19 protein-coding genes are annotated in these 19,393 nt (G+C 66.5%); 10 read left to right on the forward strand and 9 right to left on the reverse strand.

The features are described from left to right. Positions 1-10: 10 nt before the first annotated feature. Entirely contained in the window at positions 11-775 is a 765-nt protein-coding gene (locus tag CYD53_RS19975) for an MBL fold metallo-hydrolase (RefSeq protein ID WP_103719842.1), read from the reverse strand. Between the two features lie 213 nt (positions 776-988). Further along, entirely contained in the window at positions 989-1,579 is a 591-nt protein-coding gene (locus CYD53_RS19980; RefSeq protein WP_103719843.1) for an NADPH-dependent FMN reductase, read from the reverse strand. 74 nt (positions 1,580-1,653) lie between these two features. Here CYD53_RS19980 and soxR point away from each other — a divergent pair, with 74 nt between their 5' ends. Next, positions 1,654-2,112 carry a redox-sensitive transcriptional activator SoxR gene (gene soxR, locus CYD53_RS19985; protein ID WP_103719844.1) on the forward strand — a complete coding sequence of 153 codons (459 nt, stop codon included), beginning with the start codon at positions 1,654-1,656 and terminating at the stop codon, positions 2,110-2,112. Between the two features lie 92 nt (positions 2,113-2,204). Here the strand turns inward: soxR and CYD53_RS19990 are convergent, their stop codons facing one another. From CYD53_RS19990 to CYD53_RS20010, 5 genes are all read right to left on the reverse strand, one after another. Beyond that, complete coding sequence (locus tag CYD53_RS19990; protein WP_103719845.1) at positions 2,205-3,005, reverse strand: creatininase family protein; 801 nt, start codon at positions 3,003-3,005, stop codon at positions 2,205-2,207. Between the two features lie 293 nt (positions 3,006-3,298). Beyond that, entirely contained in the window at positions 3,299-3,958 is a 660-nt protein-coding gene (locus tag CYD53_RS19995) for an NAD-dependent epimerase/dehydratase family protein (protein ID WP_103719846.1), read from the reverse strand. A 65-nt stretch (positions 3,959-4,023) separates the two neighbouring features. Then, entirely contained in the window at positions 4,024-4,977 is a 954-nt protein-coding gene (locus CYD53_RS20000) for an oxidoreductase (protein WP_245928345.1), read from the reverse strand. A gap of 2 nt (positions 4,978-4,979) precedes the next feature. After that, positions 4,980-6,401, reverse strand: a complete 1,422-nt coding sequence (locus tag CYD53_RS20005; RefSeq protein ID WP_245928346.1) for an FAD-binding oxidoreductase — start codon at positions 6,399-6,401, stop codon at positions 4,980-4,982. Continuing rightward, complete coding sequence (locus CYD53_RS20010) at positions 6,398-7,192, reverse strand: GNAT family N-acetyltransferase (RefSeq protein ID WP_103719848.1); 795 nt, start codon at positions 7,190-7,192, stop codon at positions 6,398-6,400. Before CYD53_RS20010 ends, CYD53_RS20005 begins: the two co-directional genes overlap by 4 nt. A 316-nt stretch (positions 7,193-7,508) precedes the next feature. Here CYD53_RS20010 and CYD53_RS20015 point away from each other — a divergent pair, with 316 nt between their 5' ends. The 4 genes from CYD53_RS20015 (at position 7,509) to CYD53_RS20030 (ending at position 12,050) form a co-directional block, all read left to right on the forward strand. Next, positions 7,509-8,537: an ABC transporter substrate-binding protein gene (locus tag CYD53_RS20015; protein WP_103719849.1), complete on the forward strand. Its 1,029-nt coding sequence runs from the start codon at positions 7,509-7,511 to the stop codon at positions 8,535-8,537. Between the two features lie 169 nt (positions 8,538-8,706). Further along, complete coding sequence (locus CYD53_RS20020) at positions 8,707-9,522, forward strand: ABC transporter ATP-binding protein (RefSeq protein WP_245928347.1); 816 nt, start codon at positions 8,707-8,709, stop codon at positions 9,520-9,522. Between the two features lie 157 nt (positions 9,523-9,679). After that, positions 9,680-10,558, forward strand: coding sequence for an ABC transporter permease (locus CYD53_RS20025; protein ID WP_103719850.1), 879 nt, complete (start codon positions 9,680-9,682; stop codon positions 10,556-10,558). 115 nt (positions 10,559-10,673) lie between these two features. Beyond that, entirely contained in the window at positions 10,674-12,050 is a 1,377-nt protein-coding gene (locus CYD53_RS20030; RefSeq protein WP_245928348.1) for an FAD-binding oxidoreductase, read from the forward strand. A 129-nt stretch (positions 12,051-12,179) separates the two neighbouring features. Here CYD53_RS20030 and CYD53_RS20035 read toward each other — a convergent pair whose 3' ends face one another. Beyond that, positions 12,180-13,052: a hypothetical protein gene (locus tag CYD53_RS20035; protein ID WP_103719852.1), complete on the reverse strand. Its 873-nt coding sequence runs from the start codon at positions 13,050-13,052 to the stop codon at positions 12,180-12,182. Positions 13,053-13,173: 121 nt separating this feature from the next. On the opposite strand from CYD53_RS20035, the gene CYD53_RS20040 reads away from it, so the two are divergent. The 5 genes from CYD53_RS20040 (at position 13,174) to CYD53_RS20060 (ending at position 18,176) form a co-directional block, all read left to right on the forward strand. Beyond that, positions 13,174-14,412, forward strand: a complete 1,239-nt coding sequence (locus tag CYD53_RS20040; protein ID WP_181011947.1) for an MFS transporter — start codon at positions 13,174-13,176, stop codon at positions 14,410-14,412. Positions 14,413-14,416: 4 nt separating this feature from the next. Further along, positions 14,417-15,562 (forward strand): ABC transporter permease, encoded by a 1,146-nt coding sequence (locus tag CYD53_RS20045; RefSeq protein WP_103719854.1) that lies wholly within the window; start codon positions 14,417-14,419, stop codon positions 15,560-15,562. 151 nt (positions 15,563-15,713) lie between these two features. Continuing rightward, entirely contained in the window at positions 15,714-16,427 is a 714-nt protein-coding gene (locus tag CYD53_RS20050; RefSeq protein WP_245928354.1) for an ABC transporter ATP-binding protein, read from the forward strand. 11 nt (positions 16,428-16,438) lie between these two features. Beyond that, positions 16,439-17,581, forward strand: coding sequence for an MlaD family protein (locus CYD53_RS20055; protein ID WP_103719856.1), 1,143 nt, complete (start codon positions 16,439-16,441; stop codon positions 17,579-17,581). 4 nt (positions 17,582-17,585) lie between these two features. Then, positions 17,586-18,176: an ABC-type transport auxiliary lipoprotein family protein gene (locus CYD53_RS20060; protein ID WP_103719857.1), complete on the forward strand. Its 591-nt coding sequence runs from the start codon at positions 17,586-17,588 to the stop codon at positions 18,174-18,176. A gap of 18 nt (positions 18,177-18,194) precedes the next feature. On the opposite strand, the gene CYD53_RS20065 is transcribed toward CYD53_RS20060, so the two are convergent. Further along, complete coding sequence (locus CYD53_RS20065; RefSeq protein ID WP_210202386.1) at positions 18,195-19,292, reverse strand: serine hydrolase domain-containing protein; 1,098 nt, start codon at positions 19,290-19,292, stop codon at positions 18,195-18,197. Between the last annotated feature and the right edge of the window lie 101 nt (positions 19,293-19,393).

The following is a 19,393-nucleotide window of genomic DNA, read 5'->3' on the forward strand; positions in this document are numbered from 1 at the left end:
ACTCTAAGCTCTAAACCGCGACGCTGGCCCGCAGTTCGATCGTTTCGCCGTCCTGCGGGATCAGCAGGCGCTCGCTGCCGATGCCGCGCGCCTGCGCAGCCTGCCGCAGGGCGGCGCGGCTGACCGTGGCGTGGTCGAGCGCTTCCATATGGGTCGCGATCACGGTCGCGCGCGGTGCCGCCTCGCAGAGGTCGAGCGTCTGCCCGGCATCCATCACGATCAACGTGCCGTCCCAGAGCGCGCCGCAGGAATGCGTCACGATGATGTCGGGGTCGGTCGCCTTCACGGCGTCGAGCAAGGGCGGGTAGAGCACGCTGTCGCCGCACCAGTAGAAGGCGGGCTCGCCCGGCGCTTCCAGGCCGAAGCCCATCACCGGGCCCATCGTCTCCACGACTGAGCCGGTGCCGTGCTGGGCGGGATGCGATTTGAGGATGATCGGGCCGAGGCGCAGATAGCAGTCCAGCGGCGTGATCGCGCGGAAGCCGGCCTTGGCGATGGTCTCCTCGTCGCCGGCGCGGCAGATCAGCGGCAGGTCCTTGGGCAGGCGCTCCTTGGCGACCTCGTCGAAATGGTCGGCATGCAGATGCGAGACGATGACGAGGTCGACCCCGGCGAGAATGTCCTCGATCGGCAGCGGCAGATCGACCATGGGATTCTTCGAACGGCCGGCGAGGGAGCGCCGGCTGTGGCGCGCCCCGAGATCGGGATCGACGAGGATCGTCCTGCCGGCATAGCTGAGCTTGAGCGCGGCGTTGCGGAGAAGCTGAAGCTGCATTGTCGCTCCTGGTTTCAGTCGTGATGACGGCATTGTCCCGTCATCGCCTCCCGGCAACCAGTTCGAATTTGTGCGGCTATCGCCACAGATCCGTGAAGTGAGGCCGAAAGCCCTTGCCGCAATTTCCGATCCAATCGGCTCTGAAATTGCTCCAGAATCTTGTTGTGACGCGCTCTCTTCGCGCGAACCGGTGCCCACGCCGCCTGAAGACGCTTATGCCGCGAATTGCCCGTAAGGCACGCTGTTTCGGGCGTTGCGCAGGGCTGTCGCCCACCAGTGCAATTGCGCCAGCATCATTGCCATCGCCTTCTCCGACGGGTCGGCGTCCAGGAGCTCGCCCGACGCGTCGAAGCGGCTCCAGGCATTGGTGAAGCAGACGCCGTCGCGGATCGTCATGGCGTGGAGCTCGGCGAAGACAAGGCGCAGCTGCTCGACGGCGCGCAGGCCGCCCGAGACGCCGCCATAGGAGACGAATCCGACCGGCTTGCCGCGCCACTCCTCGCCGACCAGATCGATCAGGAACTTCAGCGCGGCGGTGTAGCCGCGATTATATTCCGGCGTCGCGATGACGAAGCCGTCGGCCTGGCCGATGCGCTGCCTGAGCGCGCGCACGGCGTCGTGCTCGCCGCGCGGATGCCGCGCCGGCAGGCCGAGCGCGGCCGGGTCGATGATGTCGAGCTCAAAGGGGCCGTCGCCTTCGATCTGCGCTGCGGCCCAGCCCGCGACCTTGTCGCAGAGGCGGCCTTCGCGGGTGCTGCCATAGATCAGCGCCAGCTTGATCCTGGGTTCGAGCCTGCGATGCATGGGGATGTGCTCCGGTTTGCGTGTCGGGAGCCAGCTGTATAAAACCTCAAGCATAGTTGAGGTCAAGGGCATCGATGGCAAACGAACACGCATCTCCCCTGGACGAATTGAGCGTCGGCGAGGTCGCGCGCCGCACCGGGCTCGCCGTCTCCGCGATCCATTTCTATGAGGCGAAGGGCCTGATCCGCAGCCATCGCAGCGCCGGCAACCAGCGGCGCTATCCGCGCGAGGTCTTGCGGCGGGTTTCGATCATCAAGGTGGCGCAGCGCACCGGCATGCCGTTGAAGACGATCCGCGAGGCCTTCAAGGCGCTACCGGCCGAGCGCACGCCGACCGTCGCCGACTGGGCGAAGCTGTCCTCGCTGTGGAAGGCGGAGCTGGAGCGGCGCATCGACCGATTGACGCGATTGCGCGACCATCTGACCGACTGCATCGGCTGCGGCTGTCTCTCGGTGAAAGGGTGCCCCTTGCACAACCCCTGGGACAGGCTGGCCGAGCAGGGTGCAGGGCCGCGCCTGCTCGATCCGGATTGAGCAAGGGCTCGTCATTCTCAGGTACCGCATTGCGGCGCGACCCGAGAACCTCCAGAAAGAGATGCTCGGGCCGGGCCCGAGCATGACGCCGGCTATTGGGCCTTGTGCAGCTTCGCCAGCGGAAACCGCGCGACATCGGCCAGAAGCTCGGCAAAGCCCTTCGCCTGGAACGCCGCCGTCGCCTTGCCTTTCTCGGCAGTCGCAAGACTGGCATCGCCCGCCGCGCCCGAGGCGTGGACGTCCTGCGCCATCCAGGCGAAGGCGTGCAGCCCGGTCGGCCGCAGCCAGCTATAGCCCTCCGTCGCCATCGCGATCGTCACGGGCTCGAAGCGCCCGGCCTTGCTCATATCGACGAGGTCCGGCCGGAAATGCAGCATCAGCGAGGTCTCGATATCGCCGGCATGGATGCCGTGATTGGCGTCGAGATCGGCGAAAAGACCCTGCGGCAGGCCGAAGGCGCGCCAGGCCGTGGTCACGGTGAGCATGCCCAGGCGCACGCGCAATTCGCGGGCGACCACCTTCATCGGGTCGACATTGCCGCCATGCGAGGTGACGATCACGAGCTTGCGCAAGCCCGCGCGCCTGACGCTCTCGCCGATCTCGATCCAGGCCCTGGTCGCGGTCTCCCAGGACAAGGTCAGCGTGCCCGGCGAATGCAGGTGCTCGTTCGATTTGCAGATCGCCATGGTCGGCAGCACCAGCACGTCGAGCCCGGCCGGAACGAGCGGCATCGCTTCAGTCAGCATCGCGTTCATGATCGTGGTGTCGACCGAAACAGGCAGATGCGGGCCATGCTGCTCGATCGCCGCCAGCGGCAGCACCGCGACGGTGTCGTCGGCGGACAACCCCTCGAATTCGGTGGTCTTCAGCTCGCCCCAGAAGCGCGCGGTCATGCTCTCATCCTTGCCGTCGGTGTCAGGCCACGACTCTAGGGCATCGGCCCGAAAAGTGGGAACCGGTTTTCGGGCCGATGCAAGATCAAAGTCCGGGACATTCCGTTCAACGCGGCGGAGCGAGACGGCTATGGCTCCCGCTTGGCGCCCTTTCCGAAACACAGCCCTCATCCTGAGGAGCCGCGCAGCGGCGTCTCGAAGGATGCTCCAGGCGGCTCTGGAACCATCTGGAGCATCCTTCGAGACGCAGCCTGAAGGCTGCTCCTCAGGATGAGGGCTCGAACTATCGAGCGTCAAAGCCGGTTGATGTCGGCATTCTCCAGGATGGGCTTGGGCGCGCCGTCTCTTGCCACTTTGAGCATCGCCTTGCCGATCTGCTCGGTGGTGGTGATGGAATCGGGCAGCCAGCGCTGCAGCAGGGGCAGCAACGGCGCAGCCAGCTCGTAGATCACGCGATAAAGCCTCGTCTTCGAGCGGATGCCGTGCAGCGGCTGGATCGCGCCCGGGCGGAACATGTAGGAGGCCTTGAACGGCAGGCGCATGATGGCGTTTTCGGTCGCGCCTTTCACCCGCGCCCACATCCAGCGGCCTTTTTCGCTGCTGTCGGTGCTGGCGCCGGAGACATAGACGAACACCATCGCCGGATTGAGCCGTACCAGCGTCCGGGCCGCGGCGAGCGCGATGTCGTAGGTGATGCGCCGGTAATCAGCCTCGCTCATCCCCGCTGATGCGACGCCGAGGCAAAAGAAGCAGGCGTCGAAGCGCGTGAGCTGTGATTCGATCGCGGCATAATCAGTCAGATCGGCGTGAACGATCTCGCGCAGCTTCGGGTTGCTCTGCCCGGTCGCATTCCGCCCGATGGTGACGACCTCGCTGACGCCGGGATCGAGCAGGCATTCGCGCAGCACGCCTTGTCCGACCATGCCGGTCGCGCCGAAGATCAGGATTCGCATCGATGATCACCTTCCGCGGCCACTCGTCCCGCCACTCGCTCGGCACCTTGGCCGGCCCGGTCGCGTCAGGTCCTGGAGATGGGTGTGGCTGCCGCATTGGCAAAGGGCGAGCCGGTCGATTGTTCTGCGATGTCCCAAAGCCGCGCGGCCACGGCATGATCGTTGGCTTCGCCGATGATTGCCGCGGGGGCGGGAAGGCCTTTGACCTCGCGCAGGCCGTCAGGTCCGTAATAGCCGGCTTTGGCGACGTCGGCGGCCGTCGCAGCATAGAGTGTCGGCAGGGCGCCGGCGGCGGTCGATTGGCTGAGCAGCGGCGCCAGAAGCGGGACGAGCCGCCAGAGAAGCCCCGAAACACCGCCGCGCCCGTTGGCCGGGCCATTCGCGATCAGGTCGCTGGTCGCCCAGCCGGGATGGGCGGCGAGGCTGGTCAGGCCCCAGCCGTGGCGGTCGCTGCGACGCTGCAGCTCCAGCGCGAAGATCAGCATGGCGAGCTTCGACTGACAGTAGGCCTTCCACGGCCGGTAACGACGCTCGCCTTGCAGGTCGTCGAAATCGATCCGGCCGCGGCGATGGGCGAGGCTGCTGAGCTGGACGACGCGCGCGGCGCTGCTTCGGCGCAGAGACGGCAGCAGATGGCCGGTGAGGGCGAAGGCTCCGAGAAAATTCGTGCCGAACTGCATCTCGAAGCCGTCGGCTGTGGTCTTGCGGGCGGGCAGGGCCATCACGCCGGCATTGTTGACCAGGATGTCGAGTCGATCGTGCCGCGCGGCGAAGGCGCTGGCGAAAGCGGCCACCGAGGCCAGGCTTGCCAGATCGAGCCGCATGAAGGAGACGCTCGCGCCTGTCACGGCTGCTGCGATGCGGGCGCGCGCATCCTCGCCCTTGACGGGATCGCGACCGGCGAGGACGACCGCGATTCCGGCGCGCGCCAGTCCCAATGCCGTCTCGAAGCCCAGCCCGCCTGTGCCTGTGACAATGGCGAGCTTGCCGATCTGCGGCGGGCCGTCCGTGGCGGCCACAGCTATTCCGCCGCTTCCGAGGTCTTCGCTTCCGTGGTTTTGGCCTCCCAGTCCAGCAGCTTGCCCGGGTTCATCAGCCCATAGGGGTCGGCGAGGCGCTTGAACTCCGGCTGCGGCGCGTCGGTGCGCTTCCAGCCGGCATTGTTCAAGACCCATGTATGCGGGTTCGAGGCCTGGATGCCGGCCTCCTCGGCCTGGCGCATGATCTCGTACAGGCGCTCCGCCGTGCTGAAGCGCACCAGCGGCAGGCTGGAATGGTAGACCTTGCCCTGCCGGCGCTGAAACTCGATGTGGAAGATCACGTCGTCGCGGAACTGCGCTTCCGCCCAGTCCAACAGTTTGAGATTGCGGCCGGGCGGAAAGCGAAGCTGCAGATAGGTGATCGTCGGATCGAGCTTGAGCGCGTGCAGCGTGGTGTGGTTCCAGGTGTATTCGTAGAGCGGGCCTGGCGCGCCCTTCTCCCGATGCTCGCCGAAGGCGGCAGCCCTTGCAGCCTGCGCCCCGCGCGCAAAGGTCACGGTCCCGCCCATCTCCACGATCAGCCGGTCGAGCTCGTCGCCCTGCGGCTCCGACACCATCAGGATGGCGAAGGCCTTGTTCTCGCCGAGATAGGGCCCGAGGCGTTTGAGATAGGGCGCGATTGCCGGGGCGTGGATGCTGACGAGCTTCTTGGCGATGCCGTCGCATTCGGTGAAGGCCTGGCCGAAGGCGGCGGCGGCCTTCAGGCTGTCGAAGGTCGCGATCCGCTCGGCCCAGGCATGGGCCGGCGCGAGCGGCACCTCGACCTCGGTGATGATGCCGTTGACGCCATAGGCGTGCATCACCTTGAGAATCTCCTTGCCGCGCAACTCGATCAGGCGCGGCTCGGGCTCGACCGTCATGACCTCGAGCGCGATCACCGCGCCGAGATTGTCGATCTGGCCCCATGTGCAGGAGCCGGCGCCGGCCGCGCCGCCCGCGACGAAGCCGCCCAACGTCGCCTGCGCCCGCGTCGAGGGATACATGCGCAGCTCCTGGCCGAGAGGAGCGAGCGCCTTGTCGATATCGAGTAGATTGGCTCCGGCCTCGAAGCGGCCGGCGCCGAGCGTGGTCGAGACGACACGGTTGAGCCGGGTCAGGTTCATCACCACGCCGCCCTCCAGCGGCACGGCCTGGCCGTAATTGCCGGTGCCGCCGCCACGCACCGTCAAGGGCACGCGATGGCGCGCGCAGGCCGAGGCGATGCGAGCGACCTCCGCCTTGTCGCTGGGCAGGATGATCAGCTCGGCCTGCTTGCCCTCGAGATCGGGCTTCAACACCGGCGAGAACCAGAAGAAGTCGCGACTATGCATGCGCAAGCTCGGCGCATCCTGATAGATCGTCAGATCGGCGAGTTCGGCGCGAAGCGCGGCGAGGGCAGGGCTGATCATGGCAGTGCTGGTCATGGCATGTCCGGCGCGCTGAGATAATGGGTGAGGGTGAGATAGCGCTTCATGCCTAGGGACTCTGCCAGCCGGATGGAAGCCGTGTTCTCCTCGGAGACCTGATAGCGCGCGACATGGCCGCGACGCTGCAATTCCGCCAGCGCCGTGTGGACGATGCGGTAGGCCAGGCCCTTGCCGCGCTCCGCGGGCTGTGTGTAGACGCCCCCGACCTCCCAGACCGGGCCGTCGATCTGGAAGGCGAAGCAGGCCGATAGCGGCCTGGAGCCGGCCCTGAGCACGCAGATGAAGGCGCGCCCGCTCGCGATGAGCGGGCCAAGCCACTCCGCGCTGTGGCCTTGCGCCGCCAGTATCTCGAACGGCGTCTTAGCGGTGGTCGTCTCGATGTCTGCGCCCGTATCGAGCGCGGGCATGATTGTCGCGGTGTAGGACAGGAAGGCGGTGCGCCGCTCCAGGGGAAATTCTGCCGCGACGACCGATCGATCGGCTTCGTTCGCCAGCTTGAAGACCAGGGTCTCTCGCCGTGGCACGAAAGCCAGCAGGTCCTGGGTGAGTTCGGGGTTGGTACTGGCGATGAGGGCCGACGCGCTGGCTGCCGGATAGGTCTCGCGATCGAAATCGCTGAAGCGGTGGTCGAGCAGCAGCAGTGTCGCCGCATCATCGCCCCGGACGATCTGATGCACGCTCGCGGCCTGCGGGGAGGCGAGCAGGAACTTCAGGAGAACGACATTGTCGAGGGGCGCCCGCCTGAGCACCGCGAGCACCTTATCCGAGATGGCGTGTTCGGAGCGCATTGCGCCAGCCTAGGGCATCGGCCCGAAAAGTGGGAACCGGTTTTCGGGGCAAGCCGATGCACAATCAAAGCCCTGCAGCATCAGACCGAATATCGTATTCGGTCTGATGCTGCAGGGGGAACGGCCTGCCAGGGAAGCCCGTCGCCTGCATCCATGGATCGCGTGGCGTTTCTGCTTGCGATTTGGGCAATTGCACGTTCTCTGTGCGCAAACCTGTTGCTCCACATTTCCTGCTTGCCGTCACGCATGGCATGTATGTTGCTGGCCCGCGGCCACGGCGCAGCTGCACGAAGGCGTTATCCAGGAGGTCTCCAGCATGATGATGAAGTATCGCATCAACCGGCGCGCGGCGCTTGGCCTCATCGGCGGCTCTGCCGCCTCCGTCCTGGTGCCCGTCCCCGGCAGCAAGGTCAGCGCGCAGACCCTCGACAAGGTCTCCTACCAGACCAATTGGCGCGCCCAGGCCGAGCATGGCGGCTTCTACCTCGCGCTCACCAACGGCATCTACAAGAAATACGGCATCGACGCCGATATCCGTCCAGGCGGACCGCAGCAGAACCCCTCGCAGCTCCTGCTCGGCGGCCGCGTCGACATGATCATGTCGAACTCCTTCGAGGCGATCCGCTACGCCCAGGAGAACATCCCCTTCCTCTGCATCGCCTCGATCTTCCAGAAGGACCCGCAGGTCCTGATCTCGCATCCCGGCCAGGGCAATGATTCGCTGGCCGCATTGAAGGGCAAGCCGATCCTGGTCGGCGCTGCCGGGCGCACCAGCTACTGGCCCTTCCTGAAGGCGAAGTTCGGCTACACCGACGAACAGATCAGGCCCTACACCTTCAACATGGCGCCCTTCCTGGCCGACAAGACCATCTCGCAGCAGGGCTTCCTGTCGTCGGAGCCCTTCGCCATCCAGAAGGGCGGGGTGAACCCGGTGGTGCATCTCATCGCCGATGCCGGCTTCGAGAACTACAACACCACCATCAACATCTCGCAGAAGATGGTCGCGGAGAAGAAGGACCTGGTCCAGCGCTTCGTCACCGCGTCGCTGGAGGGCTGGGCCGAGTACATGAAGGCCGGGCCGAGCGCGGCCGCAGCCAACGCCCAGATCCTGAAGGACAATCCCGACATGGATCAGGAGAAGATCGACTACGCCGTCAAGGTCATGAACGAGAAGGGTATCGTGCTCTCCGGCGACGCGCTGACGCTGGGCATCGGCGCCATGACCGATGCGCGCTGGGCCAGCTTCTACAAGACCATGACGGAGGCCGGCGTCTTCCCGGCCGGCGTCGACATCAAGAAGGCCTACAGCCTGGAGTTCGTCAACAAGGGCGTGGGCAAGGCGTAGTGGCTCGTCATTCCGGGGAAGCGCGCGGCGCTGAACCCGGAACCCACGACCGGGTGAGGCCCCGGTCGGGCACAATGAACAACACTCGCCCAGTCGTGGGTTCCGGGTTCAAGCCTATGGCTTGCCCCGGAATGACAAGGCGGGGCGCCAATCAACGGATCATCAGGCTTTGGACACAGCCTATCTGAGCACACCCCATGCCGTCCGCAGCAGCGAGGCCAAGCCGCTCGTCTGCGTGCGCCACGTCTCGAAACAGTTCGCCAACGGCACGCTCGCCGTACGCGACGTCAACCTGCATCTGGGCGCCGGCGAGTTCATCAGCCTGCTCGGCCCGTCGGGCTGCGGGAAATCGACCCTGCTGCGCATGATCGCCGGGCTGGGCGCGCCCTCGACCGGCACGATCGAGTGGCCGACGACCAGCCATGACGCCTCGGGCGAGCCTGATCGCGATCTCGGCTTCGTCTTCCAGGACCCGACCTTGATGCCCTGGGCGACCGCGCTCGGCAACGTCATGATGCCGCTGACGCTGAAAGGCGTCCGCAAGAGCCAGGCGCAAGAGCGCGCCGCCGAGATGCTGGCGCTGGTCGGGCTCAAGGGTTTTGAGAAATCCTATCCGCGCGAGCTCTCCGGCGGCATGAGGATGCGCGTCTCGATCGCGCGCGGGCTCGTGCTGCGGCCGAAGATCCTGCTGATGGACGAGCCTTTCGCGGCGCTCGACGAGATCACCCGCCACCGCCTCAATGACGATCTGCTCGAACTCTGGTGGAAGGAGAGGTTCACCGCCGTCTTCGTCACCCATTCGGTCTTCGAGTCGGTCTATCTCTCCAAGCGCATCGTGGTGATGGCGGCGCGCCCCGGCCGTGTGATGGCCGATCTCGATGTCGACGCGCCCTATCCGCGCGACGACCTCTTCCGCACCTCGCCGGAATACGCCCATCTCTGCCGCGTCGTCTCCGGCAAGCTCAAGGAGGCGATCGGCTCATGAGCCCTGCCATGGACCACCCTGCAGCCCTCATCCTGAGGAGCGGGCGCAGCCCGCGTCTCGAAGGATGCTCCAGGAGGCTCCGGAACCATCTGGAGCATCCTTCGAGACGCCGCTGCGCGGCTCCTCAGGATGAGGGCTGTGTGTCGGGAGCGGTGGCATGAGCGCGTTGCCGACGCCTGCCCCCGCCCATGACGGCACCGACGCCGAAGCCCGCCCCGTCTTCGCAACGGAGCCGCGCATCCTCGGCCTGCCCGCCAGCGCCTGGCCGCGCCTCCTGGCGCCGATCGTCATCGGCGTGCTGGCGCTAGGCCTGTGGGAGTTCCTGGTCCGCTGGAAGGAGATTCCGCCCTATGTTCTGCCCGGGCCGCTCCTGATCGGCCAGACGCTGATCGCCGATTGGGGCACGCTCTCTGGCTCGCTCTGGATCACGCTGCGCATCACCTTCATGGCGCTTGCGGCGGCCGTCATCGTCGGCGTGGCGCTGGCCGTGCTGTTCACCCAGTCGAAATGGCTGGAGATGTCGCTTTTACCCTATGCGGTGATCCTGCAGGTGACGCCGATCGTGGCGATCGCGCCGCTGATCATCATCTGGGCCGGAGACATCAATCTCTCGCTGCTGATCTGCGCCTGGATCGTCGCCTTCTTCCCGATCCTGTCGAACACCATCCTCGGGCTGAATTCGGCCGATCACAACCTGATCAACCTGTTCCAGCTCTATGGCGCGACGCGCTGGCAGACGCTGCGCCATCTCAAATTGCCGGCCGCGCTGCCCTATTTCCTCGCGGGCCTGAAGATCTCGGGGGGGCTCGCGCTGATCGGCGCGGTCGTCGCCGAATTCGTCGCGGGCACGGGCGGCAGTTCGTCCGGTCTTGCCTACCGCATCCTGGAGGCGGGCTATCAGCTCAAGATCCCGCGCGTTTTTGCCGCCCTGATCATGATCTCGCTGTCGGGGATAGCGATTTTCCTCGCGACGAGCTGGATCTCGCATCTCCTGCTGCGGCGCTGGCATGAGAGCGCGCTGAAGCGGGAGAATTGAAGCCCTGTCGTCATTGCGAGCGCAGCGAAGCAATCCAGGGGGACGTCGAGCGCTACGGTTCTGGATTGCTTCGCTGCGCTCGCAATGACGAAGCTGCAATGGGTACGATATGAGCTTGGACAGCGAAAGAAAGCACAAGCCGCAGCCCTCGCGCTATGACATCGCCGGGTTGAAGGCCGATCTCGACGGCATCCCGTTGATCGACGAGCCGCAGGTGGTGCGCAAGCGCTCGCGCGATTTCTTCTGGTATTCGCCGATCCTGAACCAGGAACTGGCCGACAAATCCGCCGACATCATCGCCTGCCCGCGCGATGAGGACGAGGTGGTGCGGGTCGCTGCGGCCTGCGTGAAGCGGCGCATCCCGCTGACGGTCCGTGCCGCCGGCACCGGCAATTACGGTCAGGCTGTGCCGCTCGAAGGCGGCGTTCTCCTCGACATCACGGCGCTGAGCGGCATCGCCTGGCAGAAGCCGGGCGTGGTCAGGGTCGCGGCCGGCTCGCGCCTGCTCGATATCGACATGGCGACGCGCGAGGCGGGGTTCGAGCTGCGCATGCACCCCTCGACCAAGCGCTCGGCCACGATCGGCGGGTTCGTCGCCGGCGGTTCGGGCGGCGTCGGCTCGGTCACCTATGGCGGCCTGCGCGAGCCCGGCAACATCCTGGCGGCGCGCATCGTCACGATGGAGGAGGAGCCGCGCATCCTCGAACTGCGCGACGACGCGGCCCAGAAGGTCAACCGCGCCTATGGCACGACCGGCATCATCACGGCGCTCGAAATGCCGCTCGCTCCGGCCTGGCCCTGGATCGACGTCATCGTCGCCTTCGACGACTACATGGAGGCCTTCCAGGCCGGCTACGCCGTCGCGCTCGCCGACGGCGTGGTCAAGAAGCTGGTGACGCCGATCTCATGGCCGATCCCGGCGACATTCGGCGCGCTGAAGCAGCATTGCCCGGAGGGCAAGAGCATCCTGATCTGCATGATCGCCGAGGCCTCGCTCGGGCCGTTCAAGGCGATCATCGGCCGGCGCGGCGCGGTGACCTATGAGGCGCCCTCGGAGGAGGGGCCGGGCACGGTGCCGCTCTACGAATACAGCTGGAATCACACCACGCTGCAATGGCTGAAGGGCGATCGCTCGATCACCTATCTGCAATGCATGTTCCCGCATGACCGGCTGATCGAGAGCGCGGCCGAGATGATCGCGCGTTTTCCCGACGAGGTGCTGGCGCATCACGAATTCATCCGCTTCGGCGGGCGCATGACCGCGAGCGCGCTGCCGATCCTGCGCTATTCGACACCCGAACGCCTGAACGAGATCATCGCCCTGCATGAGGAGGCGGGCGTGATGATCGCCAATCCGCATGTCGTCTCGCTCGAGTCCGGCAGCCGCCACAAGCGCGCCGATGCCGACCAGCTCGGCTTCAAGGGCGAGGTCGATCCGCTCGGCCTGCTCAACCCCGGCAAGATGGCAAGCTATGTCGCCGCGAGGGGGTAATTTTAGCTTGAACCACACCGTCATTGCGAGGAGCAAAGCGACGAAGCAATCCAGGAGCGGCAGAGCTCGACGTCCCCTGGACTGCTTCGCTGTGCTCGCAATGACGGCCAGGACCGTATTGAAGCCCGGCTAGGCGAAATAGGCGAGCTTCCTGTCGGCGCGCAGCGCGTCGATCTCGCGCAGATCGGCTTCCGAGGTCGCCGGGGCGGCGGCGGGAGCGGGAGGCGGCGCCTCGCCGGGCACGTCGATATACTCGAAATCGATATCGTCGTGGATGAGCGGGCTCGTCTGGTGCTTGAGCTCGCTCGTCGGCCGCGCGGAGACCGTGCGCGGAGCGGCCACGACCGAGGTCGGAGCCTCGTCGATCTCGATGATCTCGATGTCGTCATAGGCGCCGAGCGGTTCGGCGTCCCGGAGGCTGAGCCCGCGCGCCGGCTGGGCCGGCCCTGTGTCCTCGTCGTCCTGCACGCCCTCGCAGAACGCCCGCAGGCTGCTGTCGAGCATCGCGATCGTATCGGCGATCTTGCCGATCTGCTGGGCCGTGCCGTCGATGCTGGCGGTCGCGGCGTTGATCTCGGTGGCGCGCCGGTCGAGCATGTCGCAGAGGGCCTCGTCCGCACCGGTTTCGCGCAGGCCCCAGGCCGCCTCCTGCACGCTCTCGACCGCGACGGCGATGCTGCCGGAGGCGGCCTCGATGCGCGCCGCCAGGCCCGATGACGGCTCCTGGCTGCGCCCGCTGATCCGTTCGAGGTCGAGCCGGAGATCGGTGATCAGCGCTGCAGCCTCGCGCAGGCTGGGTTCGGGCGGCGCGGGCTTGGCACTGACGCCGACGACGCGCTCGATCCGGCCGATGGCGGTGAGCAGCTGGGCCGTGTCGGCCTGACGGTTGCGTTTGGCGAATTCGGCCATGAACCAGCGTCCGCGCGCCGTCTCCATGACGGCGGCCGCGATGGCCTCGTAGTCGGTTTCGCTCAGCGGCGTCAGCGAACGCGCCCCACCCATGACCAACCTGCTCGTGAAGGACTGGCCGAATCGCCATTCGTCAGTCGAAATGCACCATCTCCAACCGTGCCCCCGTATTGCTTAAGGAAGTGCTGCCGGCGCCATGCGATCGGGCTTGAAAATGGCGCTGCTTCCGCAGGGTGGAGTCGGGCCGCGACTGTCGCTGCTGCATGCGCTGAATTTCCTCGGCGTCGGCATCTACATGCCGTTCTTTCCGATCTGGCTCGCCTCCAGGGGACTTGGCGACGTCGCCATCAGCGTCGTCCTTACGATTCCGATCCTGATGCGCGTCGTCGCTACGTCATGGGTCACGGGGCTCGCCGACAACCGCCTTCCGCCGGTCCTGCTGCTGGCCGCGCTCAACGGGCTGGCGGCGCTGCTTTATCTCGCCTTGCTGCCGGCGCACGGCATCTGGCCGATCGGCCTGACCATGGCGCTCAACGCCGCCGCCATCTCCGGCGTCGTGCCTTTGGCCGACGTGCTGACGACGGCGCAGATCAAGGCCGGCGCCGCGATCGATTATGGCCGGGTCAGGTTATGGGGTTCGGTCAGCTTCTTTGCGGCGAACCTGCTCGGCGGCTACCTGATAGCCCACCTCGGAGCCGGCATCATTCCGCTCGCCTTGGCGGCGAGCACGGGCCTGGCGGCGCTTGCGGCGCTCGCGGCCCCTGCGCCGCCGCCGCGGGCCAGGCCGCCGCAGGAGACGAGCCCCGCTCCGGCCGGCTTCAGCCCGGCCTTCAGGCTGGCGCTGGTCGCCATCGCCTGCGTGAACGCGACACATGCCGCGCTCTACGCCTTCGGCTCGCTGCACTGGCGCAGCCTCGGTTTCAGCGACACCGTCATCGGCGGCCTCTGGGCCGTGAGCGTCGTGGCCGAGGTGGCGTTGTTCCTGTTCGCCGGCGGCATCGTCGCGCGCGGCACGGCCGGCTTCGCCTGGATCGCTGCGGGCGCCGTCGCCGCCATCATCCGATTCGGCGTCATGGCGCTCGATCCAGGGCTCGGCGTCACGCTGCTGCTGCAATTGCTGCACGGCCTGACCTTCGGTTGCGCCCATCTCGGCGCGCTGGCGGTCCTCTCAGCATTGGCGCCTGATGGGCGGCGCGCCGCCGCCCAGGGCGGTCTCGTGGCGCTGACTGCGCTCGCCAGCGCCGCGATGACGATTCTGTCGGGCTATCTCTACCAGCGCCATGGTTCTCTGGCATTTCTCGCCATGGTTCCGCTGGCTCTGGTCGGTCTTGTCCTGCTCGTGCTTGCAAAGCGCAATCTGCCCGGCGATACAGGCAGCGGGGGCACAGCAAGATCGGCCGGACGGGCGCTGCGGGCAGGTCGCGAGACCGCTCCGGCGAAGGGTTTGACTTAAAGACATGGCGAGCCTCGACACCGCCGAACCGCAAGCCGTCTTCCGCGACGATGCCGGCACGCTTGCCGTCGCGCTCGCGGGCTCGTGGAGCGCCGACCGCGCGCCGCGGGTCGAGGCCCTGATCGCGGAGATAGCCGGACGCATCGGCAAAGGCGCGTCGTCCCGGCTCGATCTCTCGGCGGTGACGCGGCTCGACACGATGGGCGCCTATGTCCTCAACCGGCTGAAGCTGCAGCAGGAGGCCAAGGGCGCGGCCGTCGACATCGTCAGCGACCGGCCCGAACATGGAATCCTGCTCGCCGAGGTCGCGGTCAGGGACCACGAGATGCCGGCGCAACCCGGCCATTTCGGTGTCGTCAGCGTGCTGGTCGACATCGGCGCGGCGGTCGTCAGCTTCGGGCGCGACATGGTCGGTGGTGCGATGTTCCTCGGCGAGGTCGTGGTCGGCTCGATCGGCGTCGTGCTCGGTCCGCGCAAGTTTCGTGGACCCTCGCTGGTCAACCAGATCGAGCTGATCGCCTTCAACGGCGCGCCGATCATCATGCTGATCTCGTTCCTGGTCGGATGCATCGTCGCCCAGCAGGGCATTTTCCAGCTCCAGCAATTCGGCGCGACCGTCTTCGTCGTCAACCTGACCGGCATCCTGATCCTGCGCGAGCTCTCGGTGCTGCTGACTTCGATCATGATCGCCGGCCGCTCGGGCTCGGCCTTCACCGCCGAGATCGGCTCGATGAAGATGCGCGAGGAGATCGATGCGCTGCGCGTGATGGGCCTCGATCCGATCGAAGTCCTCGTCGTGCCGCGCATCCTGGCGCTGATCATCTCGCTGCCGATCCTGACCTTCCTCTCGTCGATGTCGGGTTTGACCGGCGCGGCGCTCGTCACCTGGCTCTATGGCGGCATCGGCATCGACACCTTCCTGGCCCGGCTGCAATCGGTCATCACCTGGAAGCATTTCGCGGTCGGCCTCATCAAAGCCCCTTTCATGGCCTTCGTGATCGGGCTGATTGCTTCGATCGAAGGCTTGGCGGTCCAGGGCTCGGCCGAGTCGCTTGGCCGGCAGGTCACGGCCTCGGTGGTGAAGGCGATCTTCATGGTCATCGTCGTCGACGGCCTCTTCGCCATGTTTTTTGCATCTATCGCGTTTTGAGGATCGTAACCCGGCCATGAGCGAGCAATCGGCCGAGCCAGGCGAGCAGGCGCGCGGGAAGGACGCGACGCCTGACGGCGGGACGGAGGTGGAGGCCCCGGCGGCCATCCGCGTGCGTGATCTCAAGGTCGCCTTCGGCGACAAGGTGATCATGGACGGTCTCGACCTCGACGTGATGCGCGGCGAGATCCTGGGCTTCGTCGGCGGGTCGGGCCAGGGCAAATCGGTGCTGACGCGCACCATCCTGGGACTGGTGCGCAAGTCCCGCGGCACGATCGAGGTGCTGGGGGATGATGTCGACGGGCTCGACCCGGTGCAGCGCCGCGCGCTGGAGCGCCGCTTCGGCGTGATGTTCCAGCATGGCGCCTTGTTCTCGGCCTTGAGCGTCAAGCAGAACATTCAGGTGCCGATGCGCGAATATCTCAAGCTGTCGCCGGCTTTGCTCGACGAGCTGGCGATGGTGAAGCTCGATCTCGTCGGCCTGAAGCCTGACGCCGCCGACAAGACGCCGTCCGAGCTCTCCGGCGGCATGATCAAGCGCGCCGCACTGGCGCGGGCGCTGGCGCTCGATCCGGAGATCGTCTTCCTGGACGAGCCGACATCGGGTCTCGATCCGATCGGCGCCGCCGAGTTCGACGAACTGATCGTGACGCTGAAGCAGACTTTGGGGCTGACCGTCTTCATGGTAACCCACGATCTCGACAGCCTCTATTCCGCCTGCGACAGAATCGCGGCGCTTGCGGACAAACGGGTCGTTGCGGTTGGCACGCTTGCGACCATGCTGGCGTCGGATCACCCTTGGGTGAAGGCCTATTTTGGTGGTGAGCGGGCGAGGGCGCGTCTGCCGGCTGGTGTGCAGGGATGAAGCGCTAGACAATGGAATCGCGGGCAAATTACGCGCTGGTCGGGCTGTTCACGCTTGCGGTCCTCGCCGCGGCATTCGGCTTCATCTACTGGTTCAACAGCGGCGGCGCCGGCCGGCGGCAGGATGTGCGCGTCATTTTCAGCGGCACCGTGACCGGACTCGGGCGCGGCTCCAGCGTGCTCTTCAACGGCCTGCGGGTCGGCGAGGTGACGCGAATCGAATTGCTGCCGGATGATCCGCGCCGCATCTATGCGGTGATCCAGGTCGACAATACGACGCCGCTGCGCGTCGACACCCGTGCGCGCATCGAGGCGCAGGGCCTTGCCGGCGTCGTCGCTGTCCAGTTGCTCGGCGGCGAGCCGAACTCGCCGGTCCTGAAGGCGCAGCCCGGCCAGCAATTGCCGACCATCATCGCCGAGCGCTCGGAATTCCAGGACATCCTCGAGACCGTCCGCACCATCGCCAAGCGCGCCGACGAGGTGCTCGGCAGCGTCGAGGGGCTGGTCAAGGACAATGCCGGCTCGATCAGCAACACCGTCAGGAATGTCGAGCGCTTCTCGGCCGCGCTCGGCGACAATGCCGATGGCGTCGACAAGCTGATGAAGAGCTTTGGCCAGATCGCCGAGACGATCACGCCGCTCGCCCAGAAGCTCGGCACGCTGAGCGAGGAGCTCACCCAGATCGTGCGCTCGGTCGACCAGAAGAAGGTCACCAGCATCGTCGACAATGTCGACAAATTCACCGCGGCGCTTGGCGGCTCAAGCGAGGATGTCGGCAAGGCGGTCAAGGAAGTTGCCTCGATCACCGAAAAGCTCAACAAGGCGGCCGATCAGGTCGAGGGCGTGCTCAAGGCCGCGCAGTCTTTCCTGAACTCGGCCGCCGGGCCGGACGGCAAGAGCGCCTTCACTGATATCGGCGAGGCGGCGCGGTCGATCCGCGTCCTGGCCGATAATCTCGACAAGCGCACCGCCGAGATCACCGCCGGCATCAGCCGCTTCACCGGCCCCGGCCTGCGCGACATCGAGTCACTCGCCAGTGACGGCAAGCGCACGCTGACCGATCTCAACCGGACGCTGCGCAATATCGAGCGCAATCCGCAGCAATTCATCTTCGGCGGCAAGCCGCCGCTTCCTCAATATGGTGGGTCGCGCTAGCCTCATGACGATGTCGATCCCGCCTGCGCGCCTAGTCGCCCCGACCACGCTGCTCGCCGCCGTGCTGATGCTCGCCGGCTGCGGCGGCGGACCCGCGCCGACGACCTATGATCTTTCGGCGCCGCGCGATTTCGGCAGCATCGGTGGCTCGCGCATCTTCCTCGTCGTGGCCGAGCCGACCACGGTGCAGGCGCTGGATTCCGACCGCCTCATCGTCAAGGACGCATCGGGCGCGCTCTCCTTCCTCGGCGGCGCGCAATGGGCCGACAGCGTGCCGAAACTGGTGCAGGCGCGCCTCATCCAGACCTTCGAGAACGGCAATCGCCTCGGTTCCGTCGCGCGCCCCGGCGGGCGCATCGTACCCGACGCCCAGCTCAACACCGATATCCGCAGCTTCAACATCGACACGGCGAGCGGGGCTGCCGTCGTCGAGATCACGGCCAAGCTGGTGGGCGACCGCTCCGGCAAGGTCCAGCGCGCGCGCCTGTTCTCGGCCCGCGTGCTGGGCGCTGCGGGCGATGGCGGCGCGGCCGCGCAGGCGCTCGACCGGGCGCTGTCGCAGGTCCTGATCGAGATCGTGCGCTGGGCGCGGTGATCCCCGCGCGCCAGGGAGTCACCTGCGCGTTGCGCTGGGGTCGCATCCCGGATCGCGGGCGCGCGCTGCTGTCAGAAGCAGCCACATCAAATGGCCCATCTGCCGCTCATTGACCTTGGCCGTGGCCGCATCGGTCTGGTGGACGACGACGAGGTCGTTCACGGGGTCGATGATGATGAACTGTCCATAATTTCCATCGGCCCAGAAGCCGCCGGGAGACAGGTTCATGATCGCGACGCGCCGGTCAGGGAAACCGGTCCACCACATATAGCCGTAGCCGGACCGCAGATAGGTTTCCGATGAGGCCGTCGTGCTCTCGGTGACCCATGATGGCGGGACCAGGGCCCTGTCGCGCCAGCGCCCGGAACGCAGATAGAGCAGGCCGAACCGGGCCAGATCCCGCGCGCTCATATGGAACGGGTAGGCGGGATGCAGCGAAACCTCGCCCCTGATGTAGCGACCGTCGCGCGGCCGATAGTCCTGCATACCGACGGGATTGCCGATGCGTTGCTGGAACATCTCGAAGATCGACGCGCCGACAGCGCGTTCGTAGATCGTTCCGAGGGCGTTGAAATCCCAGTTGTTGTAGTACCAGAACGCGCCTGGTGGATGGCTTCCCCGAACGGGCCGGCGCGCGACCTGGCTCGGCATCTCGACGAGGGCGGGTCGATAGATGCCCGACCGGGACTGCAGCAACTGTCGAACCGTCGCCCGTTTCTCGGCCTCGGTGAGGGCGGGCGGCACATCATCGATGCCGAGCGAGCCCAGCGTGGCGTCGAGCTCGATCTTGCCCTCCGTCACGGCAATGCCGATCAGGGCGCTCAGAAGGCTCTTGCGCACCGAGTATAATTGCAGCCGGCGGCCGATATCGCCCCAGCTCTCGACGATGCGGCCATGCTGGACGACGATGAAGCTCGCCGTGCCGATGGACTGTGAGTAGGTCCGGGCCCGGGCCAGGATGTCGGTATCCCACCCCGCCTGCTCGGGCGGGGTCCGATCCCACTCGCCCCCGGGCCAATCATCGATAGGGGGCAGCGGCACGGCGCCAAGCGGCGAGCCTCGTAATGTCAGCCAGGCGAGGGGCAGGGCCAGAAGGCTGCGGCGGTCGACTGACACGGGGCGCTCTCCTGCAAATCTGCCGGTTTGGCAGCGAACGCGATGCAGCGCTCAAACGAAAAGACCGCCCTGATGGGCGGTCTTTTTATCAGATCTACAGC

It is taken from the genome of Allobosea psychrotolerans, assembly GCF_002917105.1.
Lineage (GTDB): Bacteria > Pseudomonadota > Alphaproteobacteria > Rhizobiales > Beijerinckiaceae > Allobosea > Allobosea psychrotolerans.

Bases quoted from the DNA above. Each gene is read 5' to 3' on its own strand.
- CYD53_RS19975 (WP_103719842.1), bottom strand. From the start codon at position 775: ATGCAGCTTCAGCTTCTCCGCAACGCCGCGCTCAAGCTCAGCTATGCC.
- CYD53_RS19980 (WP_103719843.1), bottom strand. From the start codon at position 1,579: ATGCATCGCAGGCTCGAACCCAGGATCAAGCTGGCGCTGATCTATGGC.
- soxR (WP_103719844.1), top strand. From the start codon at position 1,654: ATGGCAAACGAACACGCATCTCCCCTGGACGAATTGAGCGTCGGCGAG.
- CYD53_RS19990 (WP_103719845.1), bottom strand. From the start codon at position 3,005: ATGACCGCGCGCTTCTGGGGCGAGCTGAAGACCACCGAATTCGAGGGG.
- CYD53_RS19995 (WP_103719846.1), bottom strand. From the start codon at position 3,958: ATGCGAATCCTGATCTTCGGCGCGACCGGCATGGTCGGACAAGGCGTG.
- CYD53_RS20005 (WP_245928346.1), bottom strand. From the start codon at position 6,401: ATGACCAGCACTGCCATGATCAGCCCTGCCCTCGCCGCGCTTCGCGCC.
- CYD53_RS20010 (WP_103719848.1), bottom strand. From the start codon at position 7,192: ATGCGCTCCGAACACGCCATCTCGGATAAGGTGCTCGCGGTGCTCAGG.
- CYD53_RS20015 (WP_103719849.1), top strand. From the start codon at position 7,509: ATGATGATGAAGTATCGCATCAACCGGCGCGCGGCGCTTGGCCTCATC.
- CYD53_RS20025 (WP_103719850.1), top strand. From the start codon at position 9,680: ATGAGCGCGTTGCCGACGCCTGCCCCCGCCCATGACGGCACCGACGCC.
- CYD53_RS20035 (WP_103719852.1), bottom strand. From the start codon at position 13,052: ATGGGTGGGGCGCGTTCGCTGACGCCGCTGAGCGAAACCGACTACGAG.
- CYD53_RS20040 (WP_181011947.1), top strand. From the start codon at position 13,174: ATGGCGCTGCTTCCGCAGGGTGGAGTCGGGCCGCGACTGTCGCTGCTG.
- CYD53_RS20045 (WP_103719854.1), top strand. From the start codon at position 14,417: ATGGCGAGCCTCGACACCGCCGAACCGCAAGCCGTCTTCCGCGACGAT.
- CYD53_RS20050 (WP_245928354.1), top strand. From the start codon at position 15,714: ATGGACGGTCTCGACCTCGACGTGATGCGCGGCGAGATCCTGGGCTTC.
- CYD53_RS20055 (WP_103719856.1), top strand. From the start codon at position 16,439: ATGGAATCGCGGGCAAATTACGCGCTGGTCGGGCTGTTCACGCTTGCG.
- CYD53_RS20060 (WP_103719857.1), top strand. From the start codon at position 17,586: ATGACGATGTCGATCCCGCCTGCGCGCCTAGTCGCCCCGACCACGCTG.